The sequence below is a fragment of the Flavipsychrobacter stenotrophus genome (assembly GCF_002954265.1).
GTDB classification, from domain to species: domain Bacteria; phylum Bacteroidota; class Bacteroidia; order Chitinophagales; family Chitinophagaceae; genus Flavipsychrobacter; species Flavipsychrobacter stenotrophus.
This window is the reverse complement of sequence record NZ_PPSL01000003.1, coordinates 554,451-576,969: the sequence shown is the minus strand read 5'-3', so window position 1 is coordinate 576,969 and position 22,519 is coordinate 554,451. Positions and strand designations below refer to the sequence as shown.

The 22,519-nt window shown below is 44.3% G+C and carries 20 protein-coding genes; 16 read left to right on the top strand and 4 right to left on the bottom strand.

The features are described from left to right. Positions 1 to 69: 69 nt before the first annotated feature. Both CJD36_RS12420 and CJD36_RS12415 read right to left on the bottom strand, forming a co-directional pair. Positions 70 to 1,257 (bottom strand): sensor histidine kinase, encoded by a 1,188-nt coding sequence (locus CJD36_RS12420; RefSeq protein WP_105039496.1) that lies wholly within the window; start codon positions 1,255 to 1,257, stop codon positions 70 to 72. Beyond that, positions 1,257 to 3,587, bottom strand: coding sequence for a PAS domain S-box protein (locus tag CJD36_RS12415; RefSeq protein ID WP_105039495.1), 2,331 nt, complete (start codon positions 3,585 to 3,587; stop codon positions 1,257 to 1,259). Before CJD36_RS12415 ends, CJD36_RS12420 begins: the two co-directional genes overlap by 1 nt. Positions 3,588 to 3,871: 284 nt before the next feature. On the opposite strand from CJD36_RS12415, the gene CJD36_RS12410 reads away from it, so the two are divergent. The 5 genes from CJD36_RS12410 (at position 3,872) to CJD36_RS12390 (ending at position 9,460) form a co-directional block, all read left to right on the top strand. After that, a complete protein-coding gene (locus tag CJD36_RS12410) occupies positions 3,872 to 4,612 on the top strand; it encodes a YoaK family protein (protein WP_105039494.1) in 741 nt (246 codons plus the stop codon). Between the two features lie 172 nt (positions 4,613 to 4,784). Further along, positions 4,785 to 6,485 carry a tetratricopeptide repeat-containing sensor histidine kinase gene (locus CJD36_RS12405; protein ID WP_161499297.1) on the top strand — a complete coding sequence of 567 codons (1,701 nt, stop codon included), beginning with the start codon at positions 4,785 to 4,787 and terminating at the stop codon, positions 6,483 to 6,485. Positions 6,486 to 6,492: 7 nt separating this feature from the next. Then, a complete protein-coding gene (locus tag CJD36_RS12400; protein WP_105039492.1) occupies positions 6,493 to 7,137 on the top strand; it encodes a response regulator transcription factor in 645 nt (214 codons plus the stop codon). Between the two features lie 290 nt (positions 7,138 to 7,427). Then, positions 7,428 to 8,441: a hypothetical protein gene (locus tag CJD36_RS12395; protein WP_133162625.1), complete on the top strand. Its 1,014-nt coding sequence runs from the start codon at positions 7,428 to 7,430 to the stop codon at positions 8,439 to 8,441. Between the two features lie 23 nt (positions 8,442 to 8,464). Further along, on the top strand, positions 8,465 to 9,460 hold the full coding sequence (locus CJD36_RS12390) for a hypothetical protein (RefSeq protein ID WP_105039490.1): 996 nt from the start codon (positions 8,465 to 8,467) through the stop codon (positions 9,458 to 9,460). Positions 9,461 to 9,543: 83 nt separating this feature from the next. Here the strand turns inward: CJD36_RS12390 and CJD36_RS12385 are convergent, their stop codons facing one another. Beyond that, a complete protein-coding gene (locus tag CJD36_RS12385) occupies positions 9,544 to 9,972 on the bottom strand; it encodes a c-type cytochrome (protein WP_105039489.1) in 429 nt (142 codons plus the stop codon). Positions 9,973 to 10,113: 141 nt separating this feature from the next. Between CJD36_RS12385 and CJD36_RS12380 the strand changes: the two genes are divergently transcribed. Both CJD36_RS12380 and CJD36_RS12375 read left to right on the top strand, forming a co-directional pair. Then, entirely contained in the window at positions 10,114 to 11,295 is a 1,182-nt protein-coding gene (locus CJD36_RS12380) for a molybdopterin-dependent oxidoreductase (protein WP_133162624.1), read from the top strand. An 8-nt stretch (positions 11,296 to 11,303) separates the two neighbouring features. After that, positions 11,304 to 11,693 carry a hypothetical protein gene (locus CJD36_RS12375; RefSeq protein ID WP_105039487.1) on the top strand — a complete coding sequence of 130 codons (390 nt, stop codon included), beginning with the start codon at positions 11,304 to 11,306 and terminating at the stop codon, positions 11,691 to 11,693. A 7-nt stretch (positions 11,694 to 11,700) separates the two neighbouring features. Here CJD36_RS12375 and CJD36_RS12370 read toward each other — a convergent pair whose 3' ends face one another. Continuing rightward, on the bottom strand, positions 11,701 to 12,231 hold the full coding sequence (locus CJD36_RS12370; RefSeq protein ID WP_105039486.1) for a GNAT family N-acetyltransferase: 531 nt from the start codon (positions 12,229 to 12,231) through the stop codon (positions 11,701 to 11,703). 173 nt (positions 12,232 to 12,404) lie between these two features. Here CJD36_RS12370 and CJD36_RS12365 point away from each other — a divergent pair, with 173 nt between their 5' ends. The 9 genes from CJD36_RS12365 to CJD36_RS12325 all read left to right on the top strand — a co-directional run bounded on the left by CJD36_RS12365 (position 12,405) and on the right by CJD36_RS12325 (position 22,519). Continuing rightward, the gene (locus tag CJD36_RS12365; RefSeq protein WP_105039485.1) at positions 12,405 to 13,445 is read left to right on the top strand and encodes a rhomboid family intramembrane serine protease; all 1,041 of its coding nucleotides are present in this window, start codon (positions 12,405 to 12,407) and stop codon (positions 13,443 to 13,445) included. A 180-nt stretch (positions 13,446 to 13,625) separates the two neighbouring features. Next, the gene (locus CJD36_RS12360; RefSeq protein ID WP_105039484.1) at positions 13,626 to 13,964 is read left to right on the top strand and encodes a hypothetical protein; all 339 of its coding nucleotides are present in this window, start codon (positions 13,626 to 13,628) and stop codon (positions 13,962 to 13,964) included. Positions 13,965 to 13,966: 2 nt separating this feature from the next. Continuing rightward, entirely contained in the window at positions 13,967 to 14,668 is a 702-nt protein-coding gene (locus CJD36_RS12355) for a T9SS type A sorting domain-containing protein (RefSeq protein WP_105039483.1), read from the top strand. A 399-nt stretch (positions 14,669 to 15,067) separates the two neighbouring features. Beyond that, on the top strand, positions 15,068 to 17,323 hold the full coding sequence (locus tag CJD36_RS12350) for a PAS domain-containing protein (protein WP_105039482.1): 2,256 nt from the start codon (positions 15,068 to 15,070) through the stop codon (positions 17,321 to 17,323). A 568-nt stretch (positions 17,324 to 17,891) separates the two neighbouring features. Continuing rightward, positions 17,892 to 18,803: a glycosyltransferase family A protein gene (locus CJD36_RS12345; RefSeq protein WP_105039481.1), complete on the top strand. Its 912-nt coding sequence runs from the start codon at positions 17,892 to 17,894 to the stop codon at positions 18,801 to 18,803. A gap of 26 nt (positions 18,804 to 18,829) precedes the next feature. Further along, positions 18,830 to 19,648, top strand: coding sequence for a glycosyltransferase family 2 protein (locus CJD36_RS12340; protein WP_105039480.1), 819 nt, complete (start codon positions 18,830 to 18,832; stop codon positions 19,646 to 19,648). An 8-nt stretch (positions 19,649 to 19,656) separates the two neighbouring features. Then, entirely contained in the window at positions 19,657 to 20,445 is a 789-nt protein-coding gene (locus tag CJD36_RS12335; RefSeq protein ID WP_105039479.1) for an ABC transporter permease, read from the top strand. Beyond that, on the top strand, positions 20,429 to 21,667 hold the full coding sequence (locus CJD36_RS12330; RefSeq protein ID WP_240609344.1) for an ABC transporter ATP-binding protein: 1,239 nt from the start codon (positions 20,429 to 20,431) through the stop codon (positions 21,665 to 21,667). The genes CJD36_RS12335 and CJD36_RS12330 overlap by 17 nt, the downstream gene beginning before the upstream one ends. Before the next feature lie 21 nt (positions 21,668 to 21,688). Then, positions 21,689 to 22,519, top strand: coding sequence for a TylF/MycF/NovP-related O-methyltransferase (locus tag CJD36_RS12325; protein WP_105039477.1), 831 nt, complete (start codon positions 21,689 to 21,691; stop codon positions 22,517 to 22,519).

Sequence of the window (22,519 nt, the reverse complement as noted above, 5' to 3'; positions counted from 1 at the left end):
GAAATTTACATGATGGTTCTTCAACGAGAAAATTTGGCATTTTGATAATGCATATTTCCACGATGTTTATCAATGGTACTCACTCGGCAGTATCACCCTAACTGTAGTGCCCGCGCCCGGTTCACTATCCATTTCTATTGTTCCCTGTAGTATATCTACCTGTGCTTTTGCAATATAGAGCCCCATGCCTTTTCCATCAGAGGTATTATGAAAGCGCTTATTAAGCAGAAAAAGCTGATCCTTATGCCTATTCATATCAATGCCTGTACCATTATCCTGAATAATGAGCAATGTCTTTCCCGGCAGTTGCTCTGTCCATATCCTTATTTTCAGCGGCCTCTCTTTATCCTTGTATTTTAAACTATTTGAAACAAGGCTATACAGAATATTAAAGAGGTAAGACCGCAGTGTAAACACGTTACTGATAGTGGTAAAATCAATTGTAATTTCAGCGTGGCTCTTCGCGATCAGGTCTTCGAATTTGTGGTGAATTTCCTTCCAAAGTTCATTAAGATCAACCGCTGTGCTTGTTTCTAAAGAATCTTGTTTTACATCCAGGATATTATTCAGCTCTCTTACAACAACATCTATTTTCTCTGAAGTTATCGCAATGTTCTCCAGAACAAAGTCCTTTTCTTCTTCGCTCTCACTGTCCTTAAGCATATTATTAAGACCAAGCAGTGTAGCCAGCGGCGCCCTTAGATTATGAGAAACTATCTGGGCAAATTCCTGGAGATCCCTGTTCCTGTTGAAAAGATCAGCAACCATTTTTTGTTTTTCTATCTCCAGGTTTTTCCTGTTGGTAATATCGAACCCAACATAGCAAAATCCAATAATTGCCCCGTTATTTAACACAGGAGATATTGTAGCAGAAACATGTTTGGGCAGTTGCCTGTTGGTATATGTCGTTTCGTAGTCTACTGCTATACCGTTCGCTTTTACGCTTTCAAATATTTTTTTAATCGGCTCTAACCTCTCCGGTAATAGCAGATCAAGCATGTTTAAACCTATCCGGAGATCGATGCCTGTCTGATAAGCATACTCGATACGGAAATACTCATTACAAGCCAGAATATTAATATTTTGATCAACAAGCAGAAACGAAGCCTGGGTATTATTAAAAATTGACTTCAGGTTTGCTTCCGATCTTGCAAGATCATCGTACATTTCCTTTTGCTCGGTAATGTTTACCATCGTACCAATGATGGCAGGGGCACCATTATAGGTTGTCACAGACCCAAACATTTCCATCCACATCAACTCACCGTTTTTTTGAACACCCTCACTTCATACCTTGTATCATTCACTTCGCCACTAAGTCTGGCCCTAATGTTCTTCGATACCAGAGCTACATCATCCGGGTGCAAATACCTGTCAAAAGAAATAGAGGTCAACTCTTTTTCTGAGTAGCCAGATTCCTCCATGATCCATGGATTTACATATACAAACCTACCCTGCTGGACGATGTAAACTCCTACAAGTGATTTTTCAACAAGATCCTGGAATTTAGATTGCGACTCTTTCCGCTCTGTAATATTTTCAATCTGAGATACAAAATACAATGGCTTATGTTCGCTATCCCTGATAATAGCTGCATTAAGATTGATCCAGATGATGGAGCCATTTTTGTGGATGTATCTCTTTTCTATCCTGTAAAAATCCTTTATCCCATCCAATATCAGTTTGACATTTTCTACATCGGGACCAACGTCTTCCGGGTGTGTGATCTCCGCAAATGTGAGGGCCAGCAATTCATCTTCGCTATACCCCAGCATACTACAAAGGGCTTGGTTTACTTTCACAAATTTTCCACCTGTAGAAACAAGCGCTACACCTATCGCCGCATGCTCGAATGAGCTTCTGAAATTAGCTTCAGATTTTGTACGCTCCCGTTGCTGAGACGCTTTATTAAAATAAACTACTATGGTTTCCGCCAGGGTCCTAATCAGGTCACGCTCCTCTTTCAGGAACGGCCCTTCATATTCATGCGGCTTCTCTTCTGTGTATATCACTTCGATCACGCCCTGCCGCCCGTCGATCAGTCTAAAATGTTCAGCCTGAACAGTAACAGAAGTCCTGTAATTTTGAGTGCAATATTCTTGCCCGTCAAATACTATTCTTGCTCCGCATATTTCGGGGTATTGCCAGCCTGGAGGCAATAACTCCACAATTTTCGTGAATACCTCGCCGGCGCTTTGATGTTCGTCTTTTAGTATCTCATTAGCATAATAGATTGTGGATAGTTCTTTAACCCTTTCTGCAAGCTGATGTTGGGCAATGACTTTGTCCGTTATGTCGTGGTAGTTGAGCACAATGCCACGAATATTTTCATCAAGCAGTAAATTTCTGTAGGTGCTCTCTATCCATATGTAGTTGCCATCTTTCTTCCTGATCCTATGTGTAAGGTGCACAATTCTGCGCGACTCTCCCAACAAATCAATAAAGGCCTGACTATCCCGCTCCCTGTCATCTGGGTGTATAAGTTCAATGCCATCTAACAATTGCATTTCTGCAAACGAATAACCTAATATCTTTTCTACTGATGGTGTCTGGTAGAGAACTTTGCCAGTTCCATCCAACAGAACCGTTGCATCGTAGTTGGCTTCGGTGATAGTACGGTAATATTTTTCCCTGGCTGACAACTCCTTTGTCTTTGCGTCTATTATCTCTTTCAGATAATATGGTTGCCTTATCCTCCGATACATGAACGCTCCTGCAAATAGTGCGAGAAGGAAGCCAATAAGCGCTTGGGTAAGAGGAAAGTTGTTGGTATGAGCAACAGAACTGTAGGACACGGTCAATGTCCAGTCGCCCTCATTTACTTGAGTGGATGCAGCAATGTTTTTGCTGCCTGGCAGCATTTTTGTGAAGTAATAATCGCTGGAATCTGCAGCATTATTTTTAGCAAGTTTGTAAGAATAAATCAGTTTGCTGCTGTCATATAATTTGAGCGCTGTAACAATAGTTGGTAACTTGGTTAATACAGTACTGAAGCCGAGCAACTTCCCACCAGAGAACATGGGTACTTTCCCTAAAATGCCGATACCGCCTTCTTTCAGTTTGCGGGGGCCGGCAAAGTAGATGTCTCTGCGTTTTATTGCATGCTCGGCTTCTTTTCTCCTCGTGCTGTCTCCAAGTGTATTAAACCCAATGGTTCCTTCGTGGCCCCTGAGCGGGTACACATGCGTAATTACGCCCCCATCTGTCAACTGCAGAGCGTCAATATATTTGTTGGTTTCCAGTAATTGTTTTGCAGTTGTGTCGAAATTGTAGTTGCTGCCAAAGCTTTTGTGTATGGTAGCCAATGCATTTGCAACTGTGATATTTGAATTCAATATACCCCTGAACCCATCTTTTACACGGTTTAATTCCTGTTGCAGTTGTTCTTGTTCATTCTCACGGGCAATAAGGTATTGCTGGTACACCAGGTACTGTACCAGCAAGGATGTGAGTATAAACACAGCCACCGAAAAGATCAACGGTTCAACAACGCCTTTTTTATGGTCTGTAAGCATTTTAAACATATAAAGTTCGCATGCTGCTTTTTCATAGTATATGGATGCGAATGGGGTGAAAATTGCAGACAAATATATTAGATAGTAAATATAAAAAAAGAAATGTTGAACTACTACTATTTGTATGCCAAATATTTATCTATTGCCGCAACACCTATTTGATTGTTTTGGTTTTAAGTGAGTTTGTATAATATTATGTTCAAACGTATGGCGGTCCATCATATAATATGGCCGTCGCAGGCAAGAGCGACTACCGGGCAAGTAATGGCGAACTTAAAGAGACTATTGCGGATGGTGAGCAGTTGCTGGCGATAGACCCGGCCACATAACCCCACCAAAAAACCGTACCTTGTAGCATGTTACGGCACTCAGGGAGGAGGCGAAACCACAAACAGAATATAAGGCTGGCGGCAATGCTTTGCCTTACGGCTGGGTTTGTAAATGTGAGCGGACTGCTGGCATTTAAAGTATTGACCACTAATGTTACGGGCCATGCAGCGCTATTTGCAGAGCAACTTGCCGAAGGCAATCTGCGGTCAGCAAGAATGGTGGGGCTCTGGATGCTACTGTTCCTGTCAGGCGCATTTTGTTCGGGCTATTACATCAGGTGGGCATCGGCCCGCAAACACAATTCTTATATGGTGCCGGTGGTGGTTGAAATTGCTATCCTGGTGCTGGTTGGCGCCACGGCACATAATTACAACCACAGCGTGGCACAAACAGAGTTTTTTGCAGGTATACTGCTCTTTGCTATGGGCCTGCAAAACGCTTTTGTATCGGTGATATCGGGGGCAGCAGTACGTACCACACATCTTACCGGCCTCTTTACCGATCTGGGCATAGACCTCTCCGCACTGGCACACAAGGGCGACGTGCCCCGCAATATCTTACAGCAACGCATTATACTTAAGGTAGTTATCATTCTGTTCTTTCTTTCGGGCGCTATAGCGGGTGGCTATATTTTCAAGCAGATCAGCTACCATACGTTTTATATACCTGCGGGCATATTGGTGTTCGCACTATTCTATGATGTATACCGCATAAAACTAAGCAGGCTCTATCATCACCTGATGTTGAAAAAAGCAGATACCACCTAAATTTATTCGACAAACCCAACGAAACAAATTGTGCTATATTTACTAAAGCAACCAAAATACTCAATACAGGCCATGAAACTATAGCCCTGTAGCAGCTACAATGTACCCAACCAACAGACTTATACTCTTACTGTGCTGCCTTTTAATGTGCTCTACCGCAGGGGCGCAAACCGTGGGCACACTGCTCGATTCTGCCAGGTTTTACAAAAAGGGTAATGCAGCAAAAACCATCACTTTTGCTGAACGAGCCTATACCCTTGCCAAAGAGCAGCAGCAAACTAAAGAAATAGGAGAAGGGGCCTTTCTGGCAGGGGTAGCCAGTTACCTGCGTGGCAACCGCGATGACGCACTGCGCTGGTACATGGAGGCGGATAAACAATACGAACACATTCACGATACCCTGGGAATGGTGCATGTGTATAATGAGCTGTGCATACTATATCTGAAAATAAAGAAAATACCACAGGCTTATAGTGCCATAAATAAAGCAATAGAACTTTCACGCGCCATTAACGACCTCGACCAGCTGGCCACAGGCTGCAATAATAAGGGGCTCATATTTATGGACACGAAGGTGTATGATAGCGCCACTCATTACTTTACCATAGCTTACACCTGTTACAGATCTATAAGAAACAGTCAGGGCATGGCCTATAGTCTGGATTACCTCTCGTCTGTAAGTGCGGCAACCGATGAGCCTGAAAAAGCGCTAAGCTATCTGAAAGAAAGCATAGCGCTGCTGGCAGCATTTGGAGACAAGTTTGGCGAAGCGATGAGTATAAATAATGTTGGGGAACTGTTGCTACAACAGCATAAACCTACAGAAGCCATACCCTACTTTAAAGAAGCCAACGCAAAAAGTAAGGCAATAAAGTTTAACTACCTCGAAGACAATACCTGCGTAATGCTTGCCGACTGCTACCAACAGCTGGGCGACTACAAGACTGCTTTTGAATACACACAACAACACCTGGCACTACACGACCAGATGAACAATGAGAACCTGCAGAAAACAGTAGAAGAATTATCTGCAAAGTATGAGACAGGCAAGAAGGAACAACAGAACAAGCTACTTACAGAGCAGAACGAAAGACAATCGCTGCAGCTGAGCCGCACCAGGATCATTACCGCAGCACTGCTGGCCATATCGGCACTCATCATTACGCTCCTGTACCTCTTTTACAACCGCAATAAACTGAAGCAGGAAGCGCGCTTGCAGGAAGAACTACTGGCATATGAAAAGGCCAGAGCAACCGCCATAGTAGATGCGGAAGAAAATGAGCGACAAAGGCTGGCAAGGGAACTGCACGATGGCATAGGGCAAATGCTGGCAGCCACTCGCAGAAAGATACAGACGCTTGTTCCTACCGATGCACAACAGCCCGACGACCTGAAGGATGCCATAGCCTATGTTGATGAATCGATAAAAGAAGTAAGGCAGTTATCTCACGATATGATGCCGCCATGGCTGCGCAATAAATCGCTGGTGCAGGCGCTTGAAGAACTGGCGCAAAGGGTGAAGCAAACAACCAATATAGAGGTATACACAGAATGGGTAGATACCAACAACCTGCAACTGGAAAAAATGCAGGTGCTGATGCTGTACCGCAGTGTACAGGAAATGGTGGGCAATGTGCTGCGCCACTCCACCGCCACCACCCTGAACATAGAGGTGGTAAACCATGATACTGAACTAACGCTGCTGGTGTATGATAATGGAAAGGGATTTGATAAGGAAGAAGTAATGAAGAATGGGAACGGTATAGGACTGAAAAATATAGTGTCGCGGATCAATTACGTTGGTGGCCACCTGGAGATAGACAGCCACCCCGGCCAAGGCACTACTTATACCATAGATCTACCTCACAAATAACATAACTATGAAGAAAACAGGAATAGTGCTGGTTGATGATCATCATATATTGCTAGACGGGCTGAGCGCACTACTGAAGAAACAAAAAGACATGGAGGTAATGGGCGCGTATACACGTGGCAGTGATCTATTGATAGCATTAAACACCCTGCAACCTGATGTAGCCCTGGTAGACATCAATATGCCCGACATGAACGGCATTGCACTCACTACCCAACTAAAGGAACTGCACCCGGAGATAAAAGTAATATGCCTGTCTATGCACGACGGCGTGGAGTATATACTGGAGATGGCCAATGCCGGCGTATGGGGCTACCTGCTGAAGAACACCAACGACCAGGAATTGCTGGAAGCCATAAGAACAGTGCATAGCGGCCAGCTTTATTTCCCCGAAGAGATAGCTGATAAAATGAGCACCGAGGCACTGAGAAGAGAACAAAAAGCAAACGAGATACAGGAAATAAAACTTACAGAGCGCGAGTTGGAAATACTGAAACTGATCGCTCAGGAATACAGCAACGCCCGCATAGCGTCAACACTATTCATCAGCGAGCGGACTGTAGAGACCCACCGAAAAAACATGCTCCGCAAGACCAGGAACAGCACCATGCTGGGGTTACTGAAATTTGCCATGGAGCGGGGATTGGTCTAGATACCTGACCGGATCAGGCAACTATACTGTTATCTGGATAGTTTTATGCATCAACCCTTTGCGTTCTCAAGCGCAGAACAATACCCTTTGCGGCTCTTTGCGTCCTACCTCTGCGCTCTTTGCGTGAACGGCTCCGTACATTTTTTATGTTGTGAGAAAACCAATAAATACCCAATTCACGGTATATACCGTGGGCTTCCTCAATTTTAATTTTACCGCATTAATTAATAGCCGGTTGCAGCCTTCATGACGATGAACGGATGCAGCCGGTAGTCTAAAAAATGTGGGAAATGAAAACAAACAGGAACTTAGGAATTGCAGCTATTACAGCTATTATTATTACAGGATGCTCTGCACCCAAATTATCAAAATATGCCAGCCAGACGGATCTGTCGAAAAAGGCTAAATATGATGTGAGCGAGGTGACTATAAGAGACAACGGAAAAGGATTTACCGTTGACTTTGATAAAATGAAAACTATGCCCAAACGGGTGGCACTGGTGTCTTTCTACACAGAAGATCCGGGCTTTACCAAGGTGACGGGTACTAATATGACAGGAAAGAACTTCACTACTACCAATACAGGTGAGGCGGGTGCGAAAATGTATGCTACCTACTTCTACGATGCAAGTATAGAAAACCTGAAAAAGAGTTTTTCTGCCAACGGGATGCAGTTGCTCACACCGTCTGAGTTTCTTACCAGCGAGGATAAAAAAAGCTTCTACAACAATTTTGTAGTCAGGCACAGCAAGCTCAATAAGATAGGTGCCGCACTTACCAAATTCATGAAAAAAGCCGGCAATATGGGCACTTCAATAGAGTGCAAAGCGCCTGCCAATGGCTTTGTACTGGCCGATCTTAATAAGAATGTACCGATTGCAGATGCCAAAAAGAAAGCAGTGAAACGCAATGGCGGTGTAGGCTTGTTTGATAACGACATGATAGAATGCCTGGGCTACGACCTTTGCAAGCAGCTGGATGTAGATGCGGTGGTGATTGTAGTGAACACGCAACTCTGCGACAAGCGCAACCGCCACTACCTGGCCGCTACAGGTGCCTATATGTTCGGCCCCAATCCGCTGCCACTTGCAGAAGGCAAGAAGGATAACATGTTCTATTCAAAAGGATTGTTTTATAGCGGCTACAGAATGGCTTTTAAAAAAGGATTGCGTATCGACGCCAAAGCAAAGACCGAAGAAGATAAAGCTAAACTGGAAACAGAGAACAAACTTGCTTACAACAATATGATCGTTTCTATAGCCAACAAAATAGGCGGAGAGATCACCGAAGCGAAAAAGAATTGATCATCTTATAAAACACACACCATATGTTGAACAAGATAACAATAACAGCAGCACTCTGTGCAATAACAGTCAGCGCATCAGCGCAAATGACGTCTTACACAAAAACCTCTGACGACCCACATAATTACAAGCCCACCGCGGCATACATAGACCTTTTTAATGCCGACACTTATCTCGATGCCAGCATTAGCTATGGCGTAAAGGTAGAAACAGTAATACTCAAGCACCTGATGCCATGGGTACAATACCGGCATTCATACCTGGATATAGCTACACATCATGTGGTGAGCGGCTACCCCACCAAAGAGGGCGGCCTCAGAAAGCAAATGGTACTGGACCTAGGTGGCGCATTTTTCCTCGCCGATAAGGAAAAGAAAAAGCCGCTGAGAGTAGTATTGTCATCATTCTCAGGTGGCGGCTACACTCATACCAGGTACATGATGGTACCGGGCACTATGAGGCGCATGTTTGGCGTAGAGGGTGGCGTGTTCTACAACCGTAAAGCCCTTGAATTTGATGATGACAGCCATAGCATGTATAGCTACAAAACACCAACAGGGCAGGAAGTACCTATAGAAGGTGTAGGTACCAGTAGCAGCAATCCGCAGCCTGCGGGTGAATCTTACAAGCCGCTGTCTATGACCAATGTGGTAAGTATATACGGCGGTCTGCGGTTGCGTAAGGTTACCAGCCTGTTCATAAACGTGGGCGGCCGCACAAAAAACAATGCTAAAGTAAGTGATCTCTATGCCGACATTATGCTGGCCCCTGTAGTCCCTATCGCAGATGTTGTGGATATTAATGGAGCCAAGTGGGGAATAGAGGCGAAGAGCGGATCTATCAGGCACCTGGGATGGCGTGTAGGGTATAGCGCACGAGGTGTAAAAACACTGGGCTTCCAGTACAATTTCGAATTCGGCCAGCGCCCCGGCCCTATGCTCAGCAAGAGCTTCATGGCCAATGGCACCTTCATCTCCATGGGCTTCGGCGTCAGTATAGCCTACAAGAAACTACTATAAGGATGTGTGTGTTTATGAGGATATACCCAAACAATAAAACCGGCCATAGTAGCCGGTTTTATTGTTAATATCATTATCTATTTCTACAATGCTGCTCTCACTGCTTTTACTTCGGCAGCGGTTACAGCCGGGCCGCTGTTACCAAAATTGCTGTATACATAGGTAAGTACTGCTGCCATATCATCGTCCGACAATTGCTGTGGCGGCATTGTGTTGTTGTATTTCTGGCCGTTTACAGTTATCTCTCCCGAACTGCCTTTCAATACCTGCTTGATCACTACATTCTTGTCGGTCATGTAATCAGACTTTGCCAGTGGCGGATAAGTGCCGGGCATTCCTTCACCATTAGCCTGGTGACAGGCCACACATGTTGTTTTGTAAATAGCTTCTCCGGTAGGCGGGGCCGGCTTTGCGGCCATTGTCTGATGGTCGGGCACTCCCGAATCGCTGCCACATGACACCATAAAGAGCGCAACTACTGCGGGCATTGCTGCAAAAAATATTTTTTTCATCTTCTTTCGTATTTACCTGCCATTGCGGCTTGTATGATCGATTTGCTTTTGCAGGCAAAATAAGTAAATTTATACTCATTACTCTTGTTAAGTGCTATTTTTGAGCTTCAGGAGCATCCACCACAAACAAATCTATAGGTATTGAAAAAGTTGTCTTTTATTTCTGTCTTATCATTGATAGTGTCATTGCACCTATTATCGTGCAATGATGTGCCACCAACCAAAGTCACAGAACCACGGCAAACAGTGACCTACCCGGAAAAGAAGGAAATGTACCTGATGACCGACAGACCACCACAATTGGAGACACCATTAAAAATATTCAGGCAGGATATAACCCCCAATGAATACTTTTTTGTGCGGTGGCATATGTCGCAGATTGTTACCAGGATAGATATTGATACATTCAGGCTCTATGTGGAAGGTGCCGTGCAAAAGCCGCTCGCCTTATCCATGAATGACCTTAAGACAAAGTTTACAGCCGATTCTATTGTGGCATTAGCCATATGCGCGGGCAATTCCAGGTCTACCTTTACACCAAGAGTGCCCGGCACGCAGTGGGCCAATGGCAGCATGGGCAATGCCAAATGGAAAGGAGTGAGATTAAAAGACATTCTGAAAATGGCAGGCGCCAATGAAAAGGCGGTTGATGTATCTTTCCAGGGACTAGACAGGCCGCCACTGCCATCCATGCCGGCTTTTATAAAGTCGCTCAGCATGAACCATGCCATGGAGGATGAAATATTGGTGGCCTATGAAATGAACGGACAGCCATTGCCCATGCTGAATGGTTACCCCCTCAAGCTGATAGTACCGGGATGGTATGCCACGTATTGGATAGGTGCACTCAGTAATATCAATGTAATGGTAGATAGTTTCCATGGTTTCTGGATGGCCAAAGCATACCAGATACCTAAAGAGCCCGGCATAAACGAATCTCCCGACAACCTGGCTAAGGCTACCGTGCCTATCAATAAGATAATGATGCATTCCATTTTCGTAGAGCCGGAAGTTGATGCACCATTAACTGCTAATAAGCCCTGTCAGGTAGAAGGTCTTGCATTTACCGATGGAACGGCTATTAAGAAAGTTGAAATATCTACCGATGATGGTAAGACGTGGATAGAGACCAAATTGGATGCTGAAATAGGCAAGTATTCATGGCGCCGCTGGCGCTACAACTGGACGCCCACAGCAAAAGGAACTTATCACCTTAAAGTACGCGCTACAGACGTAGCCGGAAATACGCAACCCGAAAAGCAATGGAACAGGAGTGGCTATGGCCGGGGATTTATTGAATGCATTGATGTAACCGTAAACTAACACAACTGGTGAGCCCAAATATAAAACACGTATTACTGATCCTTATAGCTGGAGCGCTTTTTGCAGTTGCCTGCAAGAAAAAGGCGGAACCGGCACAAACGCCGGAAGCACCTGAACCAGCTGCTGTACATTCATTTTCCGTAAACGGCAGTGTGCGTGAAATGAACATCGGACTTGAGAATCCTAAATTCCCCGAAGGGGAGGGCCGATCTGAGTTCATGTCCTATTGTGCCATGTGTCACTCACTCAAATACATTACCATGCAACCTTCATTTCCACGTAAGGTATGGGAAGCCGAAGTGACCAAAATGGTGGTCAAATACAAAGCCCCTATCGACTCTGTAACCTGCAAGAAAATAACCGACTACCTTGTGGCCATTAAATCAGTTAAGGAATAAACTTCCATTAAGTTTTATAAACCACACAATCTCTCAGCCGATCATCACCGACCAATAAAGGGTGTTGAAATTCACCCACCTTTTGCATACCTATCTTATTCATTACCTGCACTGATCTTGTATTGATCTTCGGTGCTATAGCGTATATCTCTTTTAGTCGCAAATCGTTAAGCCCATATTCCAGGCAACGCTCGGCACCCTCTGTTGCATACCCCATACCCCATACCTGCTTGTGCAGCCGCCAACCAATATCTGTGCAGGGCGTAAACGGTGCGTCATAAGTTTGATAACACAATCCGATAAAACCTATGAATAGTCCGCTACTCAACACATCTACCGCGTAATAACAATAACCTTTATCGCCCTGTTGTTGCTGCATCCTTACAATAAACTCTTCTGTCTCCGCCAGCGTCTTAGTATCGGGGAAGAATTCCATAACCTCAGCATCGGCATTGATGGCAGCCATCGGCACAATGTCTGTGGGTCTCCATGCTCTGAAACCGAGTCGCGCTGATGTGAAAATATATTGGTCGGTCATGGGCTTAGTAAACTGTAGGTAAATGTAAAAAACAACGTTTGAAATTTATGATACAGCAAAATAAGTTAAGCAGATGTTAGAACTGTATCGGGTTTAGTAATATACCTGTCGTCTTTTATCAATACTGCCATATCCTATCCACCCATACCTTTACGTCTCAATTTACCACGGTTATGGAACTGGCCCGGATGCCTGAGTACCACACAGAGGAATTATCATTGCAGCATATTGGACCTGCTACCTACCTGGCATTGGTACAGCGTGCGGCAGCACATCTGCAGTGGTTTGTAGTGGCACTCAACGGAGATACGATCATGTGCCAGACACCGGCAAATGCATTTTCACAGGGCGAGATCATTACCATACTTATACAGGGCAAGAGGGCTACCTTAACCAGCAAATCGGCCGACGGCTACTATTTCGATCAGGAGCAGAGCATAAAGAACATTGAACTCTTCAAACATGTAATAAGCCAGTTTATAGAGGCTTACGATAAGGCCGACCGTAATCTGCACCCAATGCACCGGGAGAAGTTTGGTGCGCTTGTACCTTCAAAAAGCTACTTGACCACACCACTACTTGTCTATGCCAATGTGCTGGTGTTTATTGCCATGGTCATTGCAGGGCTGTCTCCTATCCACCCCACAGCGCAGGCGTTATATCAATGGGGCGGCAACTTCAGGCAGGCAGTAGTAGCCGGCGAATGGTGGCGCCTTATCACCTATAATTTTCTGCATGGCGGGGCAATGCACCTGCTGGGCAACACTTTTGCGCTGCTATACATAGGTATGTTCCTTGAGCCATTGATGGGCAAATTCAGGTTTTTATCAGCATACCTTGTCACAGGTGTTTGTGCCGGATTAATGAGCCTGGCAATACACCCATTCAGTGTGGGTGTGGGCGCATCTGGAGCCATATTTGGCATGTATGGTATATTCCTATCCATGCTCACCACCAACCATATAAAAAAGACGCTCAGAAAGACCATGCTCAGGAGCATCCTGTTCTTCGTTGTCTTCAACCTTATGATGGGCCTGAAGGGTAATACAGACAATGCCGCCCACATCGGCGGCTTGCTCGCCGGCATTATTATTGGCTACATCTACTACCCCGGTATATCAAGGCATGCACCAATCCGCAGCCAGTTACTCACAACCGCATTAATAGTTACAGGTTTGGTGCTCATTGCCGCAGCAACCATACATTACATATAGCGGATCATTATTCTCACCGCCAGCGCAGGAATTACTGTAAAAAATTAATATTTTGAATTATATTTGTCCATAAGGCATTCACTACGCGCCTGTTGCTTAAGACCCGTAGTTGAAACCACATATTGGCAATACAAGATCACTATCTTGCAATATTGATTTTATTTAGTTTACTTCGCAATTATGAAAAACATATTTATAGGCCTCATTATAGGCGTTGTTTTGTGTGGATTAGCCGGTTTCCTTGCACTTCCGGGCATTAAGAAAACTGCTTACGACAGCGGTGTTGAAGAAGGCATGAAAAAAGGCATGGCACAGGGTACTACCGCCGGCATTGCACAAGGTATTGCGCAACTTAAGGCAGAACAAATGCAGAAGCACCAGCAGGATAGTCTTGCTGCGGTAAAGAGATATAAAGATGCAAAAAGAAAGGCCGCAATGCGCAAGCCGGTTGAAAAGCCAAAGCCTGTGCAGAACTGGCACGTGATCAATGGCAAGATCGATGATCCGATAACTAACTAGTCATGAAATATACCGGTATTTCCATGCTTATCCTGGCATGCTTTAGCAGCAAGCTTTCCGCACAAATTGTGGAGTGCGATACCATGACGCTTACGCATGTAAATGCCGGTATAAAGTTTCAGGCCACAACCCTTAGTGCGCCCGATTCTGCCATAGTTATCCCTATGGTCAACAATACCACCACCAACTTTGCTTATCCGCAAATAAAGCTCATCAATACTACGCCCCTGCCACCGGGCATGAGCCTGCATGATGCCAACTGGCAGGTGTTCGCATCTGCATGGAATATAGGTGACACAGCGCCAGCGTATACCAACTATTTTGTCAACACTACCATTCCAGATAACTATACAGTCACTTTCAAACTGTATGCCACCAACTTTGCACCGCTTACTATCGATTCTTGTGTATTTGTGAACACGCTCAATATTAACCTGAAGCCTGTTGGTACAGCATGTATAACTAATGTTGCAGCTAATGACCATATCCTAACATTTTACCCCAATCCTGCAACAAACACTATCAATATCTGCTCAACCGCTGATGTTGCTCAACTGGAGATCTGTTCGGTTACAGGCACTATAGTCATGACAGCCTCCATTGCTAAACAAGCAACTTCATTAGATATCTCTTCTTTGTCTCCCGGCATTTATTTTATTCGGGAACAGGGTAAAGCCAGCGGCAAAAAACTTGTAAAAATATAACCCGCCTGCGGGTACTCACTAAAAAGGTTCCGAGCTATCGGAACCTTTTTAGTGTCAGTCCATTTAGACAACTAAATCTCCCGTTCGGATTATACGGGAAACACCGCCCTCTCCTTTGGAGAGGGCCGGGGTGAGGCTTCTAAGCAATGCATGGATTAGATATCTAAACAGTGTCAGTCCACCCTCAGTATGATAATTCTACTTTTTATCGTCTTCAGATTTAGAATTATGAAATGTATTGGTTATACTCACTAAATAATTTACTGACAATCACCCGACTAGCTTTTAATTATAACTATTTTTTCATACATTTAATATGATTTCAATAAAGAAGTGCTGAAGTAAATAAAACAACCCGGATACTGACAAAACAGCGCGTCATCTAAAACAGCATACGCTATGAATGATCATATGTACGAGACAGCGTTTAAATTATTGCCCACGCCTATATTACTGGTAAGTGTGGGTGCTGTTTGTACGGTATCAGCCATAAACCCGGCCTGCGGGCAACTACTGGAACTCTCTGAAAAAGAAGTGAAAGGAAAGGAATTTGTCAACATCTTTTTCAGCGCGGCAAATGATCACCAATCAGCATTGCAGGAGTGCCAGAAGAAGGTCTGCAATGACAAAATGCAGCATGAAATTAAAGAGCTGAAATATGTACCGGGCAACAAACTATCGGGCACGGCCGATAAATATCTCAGAGTACTTTTTACACCCGTATTAAATGACGAGGGAGATCTCTTGCAGATAATTGTCACCCTCATAGACATCACAGATATAGTTGTAGCAAGGCGCACTGAGACCAGCATAAGGGAAGCCCTATCAAGCAATCAGAAATTTCTCAATGAGACCCAACGCGTAGCCAGAAGCGGCAGCTGGGAAGCAGACCTCATTACTAATAAAATGACGTGGTCTGAAGTAATGAGGGAAATTCACGAAGTAGAGCCCGATTACGAACCCACCTTCGCGTCATCGCTGGGGTTTTACAGCACAGATGAGCAGCGCACAGCACTAACCAACCTTGTACAAGACGCTATTGCCACCAACAAGGTATTTGATATAGAGCTGGAGATCATAACAGCAAAAGGCAATATTCGGGTGCTGCAATGTTCGGGCAAGGCCGACCTGGCCGAGGGTATGCCGGCCCGTGTATATGGCACCGCGCAAGACATTACTGAACGAAAAAAAGTAGAGACCGCACTGCTGGAATCGCACAATCGCTATCAGGACCTCGTGCTGGCTGTGGACGGTGTGGTGTGGGAAGCAGATGCTACTACTTTCAACTTTACTTTTGTAAGCGAACAGGCCTGCAGTATACTGGGCTATACACCCGCGCAGTGGCTCAGCGAACCCAATTTCTGGGTAAACCATATTCATAAAGACGACAGGGAATCGGCAGTTAGCTTCTGTCAGCTACAAACACAAAAAGCACGCAGTCATACATTCGACTACCGCATGATAAAGGCCAACGGAGAAATTGTATGGATAAAAGATATCGTCTCTGTAATAACAGAAAATGGCCTGCCCAAATTATTGCGGGGTATAATGGTAGACATTACAGAGACCAAGTTACTTGCTGAGCTCGACCATCTTGAGAAAGAAGTGTTGGAGCTTAATTCAAAACAGGTAGCCACGCTGGAAGATGTTTTGAACACCTACGTACGTGGTATTGAAGGCCTCTTTGCCGACATGAAATTTTCTATTCTCCGGCTGGTCAGCAACAAACTATATAACTGGTCATCGCCTTCATTACCTGCTGCCTACCTGGCTGCTGTAGAAGGGCTTGAGATAGGGCCTGAGGTAGGCACCTGTGGTACTTCCGCCTTTTTAAAACAAACAGTAATTGTTAGTGATATAGCCACCGACCCTAAATGGAGTGCCTATAAACACCTTATATTGCCGCACAATCTTTGCGCTTGCTGGTCATACCCCATATCAGATGTAAATGGCAATGTACTTTCGGTATTGGGTGTTTACTATAACACTGCAAAATCGCCTGAAGAAGATGAGATAGCTATTATAGAACGCACAGCAGCAATACTGAAAGTAATACTTGAGAATAAGCTATACGAAGCCACAATAAGAGAGGTGAATATGCTCGTGACTCAGGGTCAGGAGCTGGCTAACTTCGGCAACTGGCAATGGGATATCAGAGCCAATAAAGTAACCTGGTCTGATGTATTGTACACCATATACGGGCAAGACGACAAAACATTTCAGGCAACATTTGAAGGCTACCTGTCTATGCTGCACCCCGATGATATAGACCGGGTAAAAAACCTCATATACAACGTGGTGGAAACCGGTGAGGATATTATGTTTGAAGAACGCATAATACGGCCCGATGGCGAAATAAGACACCTCAAATCATGGGGCCGGGTCATACCCGATGAATCAGGTAAACCATCTAAAATGATAGGTGCCTGCCTCGACATCACTAAGGCAAAAGAATCTGAAACTAAAATGAAAGAGATAGCATGGATACAGTCTCATGTTATCAGAGCTCCGTTAGCCAACCTTATAGGCTTGGTAAATATGCTCGATGATATGTCTGCAGATGCCGAGCAACAAGAACTGCTCAGGCATATATTACACACATCTCACGAGCTGGATAATATCATCAGGAATATTTCCAGTAAAACAAAGTATTAATTCACCCCTCCATCTTCACTACTAACTAACCTACGCCCCACCCTTTATCCTTATAGCGATCAGCCAGTTCTTACTCCGCTGCTTATCTCTTTACTTATGTCATCGATTTCCGTTTTATATATCCTACGGAAAATATCGATGATTTTTCTATGTTATAACATTTTATTTAGTTTTGTTATTTTATATTATCTATGTACCTACTTATACTTTGTTAACGTTTTTCTCCGAATATTTAAACAATATTGAATGTTTTCGCTATACCTGACTATTTTTCAAAAACATTTTTGGAAAATAATGGCAAAACGCTAAAAACATTCTCTATTGTCATTTTCTTATGTACATTTAACTGTAAACCAACTCTTTCATAGTTAAAAAACTACAAGGAATAGTTGATTGGGCTTACAAAATAAAATAATAACGATTTATTTTTACGAATTAAGTTATTTTATAGGTTATTATTTATCTTTCATTAATTATACTTTTAATTATTGATAGAATAAAAAATAATAAAATATAAAAAGTCAATAGGGGGAGGGTGCGCCGATTAAATAAAAACAACTAAAGCATCATGAGTGAATCTTATCAAATATCTACTATGAATAAGGTAACGGTGATCGTACCCAATTACAATCACGAGCCGTTTCTTAAATTGCGTTTGGAGAGCATACTCAACCAGACATACACAAACTTCGAGATCATATTGCTCGATGATAATTCCTCAGACAATAGCAGGAGCATAATTGAGCAATACAGAGACAACGCCAAGGTCAGATCCATCATATATAATGACACTAACAGCGGAAGCACCTTTCATCAATGGACCAAAGGAATATTGCTTGCGGAAACCGAATATATATGGATAGCGGAAAGTGACGACTATGCCTCGCCTCGCTTTCTGGAAACCATGCTGGCGCTTACGGACAAGTACCCCGATGTAGGTATTGCCTATAGCAATTCATACAAAGTAGATGCCGCTGGAAATATACTGGAAGACCTGAACTGCTACATGGATGCCGAATTTGAATTTGGCCGTAATGAGGTCAAGAGGCACATGTGCCTTTATAATACCATCACCAACGTCAGCTCATGTTTGCTCAAAAGAGAATACGCAATCAACGCGCTTGCAGGCCTGGGCACTTTTAAAACATGCGGAGACTGGATATTTTATGCCCGCATGTTACAGCATTGCAATCTTGCATACAGCCATACAAAGCTCAATTACTACAGGTGGCACCACACCAGCGTCTCTTTTTCGGCGTCGCAAACATCAGCCTACGTGTCTGAAGGCATTCATGTGATCAGGGATATAGACTACAAACTGGTGCGCTTTACCCTGAGAGAGTACCTTACGCTGTGTAAGGGCTGGCTGAAAAAGATAGTGACCATAAGCCCGGCATCCGAGCTGAAAGCCATCTGGATATTGACATTTACCACTTACAAATATTGTACTGCCAAAATAAGCCTGACGGTTGCAGGCTGATCTCTTACAAATAAAAAACCGCGACTATGGATGTTTCAGTAATTATTCCCTGCTATAATTCCGGATGCTACCTCGGCGATGCGCTGCAAAGTGTTGCTGCATCAAAAAACCTGAACGGGTATCAATACGAAGTCATTATCGTTGACGATGGATCAACAGATAAGGATACCCTTGACATGCTCAATAAACTGCACGACTGTACAGTTATCCACCAGGACAATAAGGGGCCCGGCGCGGCAAGAAACACCGGCGTAAATGCCGCCAAAGGAGAATTTATTCTCTTTCTAGACAGCGACAATAAAATAAGAGATGGCTTTATGGCCAGGGGCATAGGCATATTTAACAGCACTACTGCAGATATTGTCTACGGCAAACCCGCCTTTTTCGGCGCCACCACTACCCCACGGTTCAAGACCGGCGAATTCGACATGGAGTCTATACTCGTAATGAACCATATAGACATGTGTAGCATGGTCAGGAAATCAGCTTTCGACGAGTTGGGCGGATTTGATGAAGACAGAAAACTCATAGCTTTTGAAGATTGGGATCTATGGATAAGAGCAGGGGCCGCACAAAAGAAGTTCCACTTTGTTGACGAGGTCATGTTCGACTACCGCATAACCAATCATTCTCTGCTGGACGATGAAGATAATCATTGCAAAGTAGTAGACATTTTATACACCAAACACAAAAACCTGGTGCTCGATACGTTCCGCAAAATAGGCATCGGCTACTCTGTTTACCGCAAAGATGAAAAGCGCCCATTCAGAACATTTTTCAAAAATTGTTACTACAAGTATCTATACAGGTTCATAAACATACACGCACTTGCTAAAAGGCACTAACCCAATTTATGGCTCATAAAAAATACTGGCATGAGGTATGGAAATTCCGTGAGCTGATCTACATATTGAGCTGGCGGGACATAAAAATAAGATACAAGCAAACCGTCATAGGCACTGCATGGAGCATTGTGCGCCCCCTGTTTACTACCCTCATCTTCACAGTGGTCTTTAATCGCATTGCCAGGCTGCAAAACCCGTCAGAGGCACCCTATATGCTTATGGTACTCGCAGGTATGTTGCCATGGCAGTTCTTTGCCACATCGGTAGGCGATGCCACCAATAGCATTACCGGCAATGCGGGCCTCATCAATAAGGTCTACTTCCCGCGCATCATCATTCCGCTCAGCACATTGGTTACCGGCTGCTTCGATTTTTTTATATCCTTTGCCATAGTTATTGGCGCATTAGCATGGTTCCATTTTATGCCGCACTGGCAGGTAATATTTGTGCCGTTACTCATTATACAGCTCTTCGCCTGTGCATTAAGCATCAGTCTGTTCTTTACCTCACTTAATGTCCGTTACCGCGATTTCCGCCACCTCATCACATTTGCTATACAGGTTGGTTTGTATGTAAGTCCGGTGGCATTCAGTAGTAAGAGCTTACCTGCCGGCTGGCGCATATGGTATGCGCTTAACCCCATGGTTGGTATTATTGACGGCTTCAGGTGGGCATTGCTCAATGATAGTATGTACTGGCCGGGCATGTACCTGTCTTTATGTACAACCGCATTGTTGCTATGGCTGGGCATAGGCTATTTCCGTAAAACCGAAAAAACATTTGCAGACGATATCTGATCATATGGGTGATGTAGTAATAAAGGTCGACCAACTAAGTAAGCGCTATATCATAGACCATGAGCAGCAGGGAGGGTCGCAGGGCAGCCTGAGAGATAAGCTGGCCACAAAAGCAAAGAATATCTTTAAGCAACAAGGCGCTTCGGCTGCGCGGAGAGAAGAAATAATAGTACTCAACGACCTCAGTTTTGAAGTAGAGCAAGGCCGCCGTGTGGGTATAATAGGCAGTAATGGAGCCGGCAAAAGCACCCTGTTAAAAATATTGAGCAAGATCACAGAACCATCATCGGGCACAGTAGAAACAGCAGGCCGCGTAGTAAGCTTGCTTGAAGTGGGCACAGGTTTTCACCCGGAGCTGACAGGCAGGGAGAATATATTTCTCAACGGTGTGATACTGGGCATGAGCAGGGCGGCCATAAGGAAGAAATTCGACCAGATAGTAGCCTTCTCAGAGATAGGACAGTTTTTAGATACCCCCGTAAAAAGGTACAGCAGCGGCATGTATATGCGTCTTGCATTTGCGGTAGCCGCCCACCTTGAGCCCGAGATACTGATAGTTGATGAAGTGCTGGCAGTAGGTGACAGCCAGTTTCAGAAGAAGTGCCTGGCAAAGATGGATGAGATCAGCAAAGACGATGGCATTACCGTATTGTTTGTAAGTCATAATCTCGAGGCCGTTCGCAGCTTCTGCGACACAGGTATATTTTTAAATAAGGGCACGCTCATATCCGCAGGATCGATAGACGATGTAGTAGATGACTATGCACGCATGTACAATAAGAGCAGTAAAGAACTTATTCCTAATACAGCTAATGCTATTTACTTCAACAGTATAGTGCCCAACAAAAGTAACTATTACTTTGAAGAGCCAATGACCCTTACATGCGGTATAGTAGCCGATAAAGCCTACCCAAAATACATCATCGGCATATCTATATCCGACAGGCTCGATCATAAGGTAGGTACCACACTTATATACAGCAAAGAGCCGCTGAAAGCAGGTGCTAACAACATTACCTTAAAGATACCATTAACAACAATTGTTCCGGGAGCATACACTTTTACACTGGCCATAGCGCTTGACGAATCGCTCCATAACCTGGACGTGGTATTCAACTACCCCGAACTGAATATACTGTCTGACAACCACAACCAGCAATTATTCGCCAGGTGGAGCCAGAGCTGGGGAGGCAACTTATTGTCGGGCACCGATATTATATGACCCTTACACAAACAAACTACTATGCTGAAAAAAGTGTTTCAAAAGTTGGCCAATATGCTGGGGTATGAGGTGTACAAAATGCACCCTAAGGGCACCGACGCAGGCAATTTTGTAAATGTAGACCTCGACAAGTTTCATGTACTGCCCAAAGCAGACGTTACTTATGCCTACGATCTGTTGTATACCCAACACAACTGTGATTTCATGACCGACCCCAAGTTCATAGAATCTTATAACCTGGGTAAGGCTACAGATGTAAACCAGACCGTATTAAAGAACTATGACATTTACTGGCGCATACATGTACTCTGCTGGGCAGCAAACTACGCAAAGAACCTTCCGGGCGACTTTGTAGACTGTGGCGTAAACACAGGCATATTTTCGAGAGCGGTCATCAACTATATCAATTTCAATGCTACGGGCAAGACGTATTATCTACTCGACACATTCTCCGGCCTTGACCCTACCTATAGTTCGGAAGCCGAAATGGCGCAGGAGCTCAACCAGAAATACACGAAGTATAAAGACACGCTATACGATCAGGTAAAGGATACTTTTAAAAACTTCAATGTAAACATAATAAAGGGCGCTGTTCCCGAAACACTGACACAGGTAAAGGCACAACAGGTTGCTTATCTGTCTGTAGATATGAACTGTGTGCAGCCCGAAGCCGACACGCTCAACTACTTCTGGGATAAAATGGCACCAGGCGGTATTATCATACTCGACGACTATGGCAATGTAACCAATGAGCAGAAAAAAGCTCATGACGAATTTGCCCGGTCAAAAGGCGTAGAAGTGTTGTCGCTACCCACCTGCCAGGGAATAATTATAAAGCCCGTAAACCTATAA

Coding starts and splice junctions, on each gene's coding strand:
- CJD36_RS12420 (WP_105039496.1), bottom strand. CDS start 1,257: ATGTGGATGGAAATGTTTGGGTCTGTGACAACCTATAATGGTGCCCCT.
- CJD36_RS12410 (WP_105039494.1), top strand. CDS start 3,872: ATGTTACGGCACTCAGGGAGGAGGCGAAACCACAAACAGAATATAAGG.
- CJD36_RS12400 (WP_105039492.1), top strand. CDS start 6,493: ATGAAGAAAACAGGAATAGTGCTGGTTGATGATCATCATATATTGCTA.
- CJD36_RS12395 (WP_133162625.1), top strand. CDS start 7,428: ATGAAAACAAACAGGAACTTAGGAATTGCAGCTATTACAGCTATTATT.
- CJD36_RS12390 (WP_105039490.1), top strand. CDS start 8,465: ATGTTGAACAAGATAACAATAACAGCAGCACTCTGTGCAATAACAGTC.
- CJD36_RS12385 (WP_105039489.1), bottom strand. CDS start 9,972: ATGAAAAAAATATTTTTTGCAGCAATGCCCGCAGTAGTTGCGCTCTTT.
- CJD36_RS12370 (WP_105039486.1), bottom strand. CDS start 12,231: ATGACCGACCAATATATTTTCACATCAGCGCGACTCGGTTTCAGAGCA.
- CJD36_RS12365 (WP_105039485.1), top strand. CDS start 12,405: ATGGAACTGGCCCGGATGCCTGAGTACCACACAGAGGAATTATCATTG.
- CJD36_RS12360 (WP_105039484.1), top strand. CDS start 13,626: ATGAAAAACATATTTATAGGCCTCATTATAGGCGTTGTTTTGTGTGGA.
- CJD36_RS12355 (WP_105039483.1), top strand. CDS start 13,967: ATGAAATATACCGGTATTTCCATGCTTATCCTGGCATGCTTTAGCAGC.
- CJD36_RS12350 (WP_105039482.1), top strand. CDS start 15,068: ATGAATGATCATATGTACGAGACAGCGTTTAAATTATTGCCCACGCCT.
- CJD36_RS12345 (WP_105039481.1), top strand. CDS start 17,892: ATGAGTGAATCTTATCAAATATCTACTATGAATAAGGTAACGGTGATC.
- CJD36_RS12340 (WP_105039480.1), top strand. CDS start 18,830: ATGGATGTTTCAGTAATTATTCCCTGCTATAATTCCGGATGCTACCTC.
- CJD36_RS12335 (WP_105039479.1), top strand. CDS start 19,657: ATGGCTCATAAAAAATACTGGCATGAGGTATGGAAATTCCGTGAGCTG.
- CJD36_RS12325 (WP_105039477.1), top strand. CDS start 21,689: ATGCTGAAAAAAGTGTTTCAAAAGTTGGCCAATATGCTGGGGTATGAG.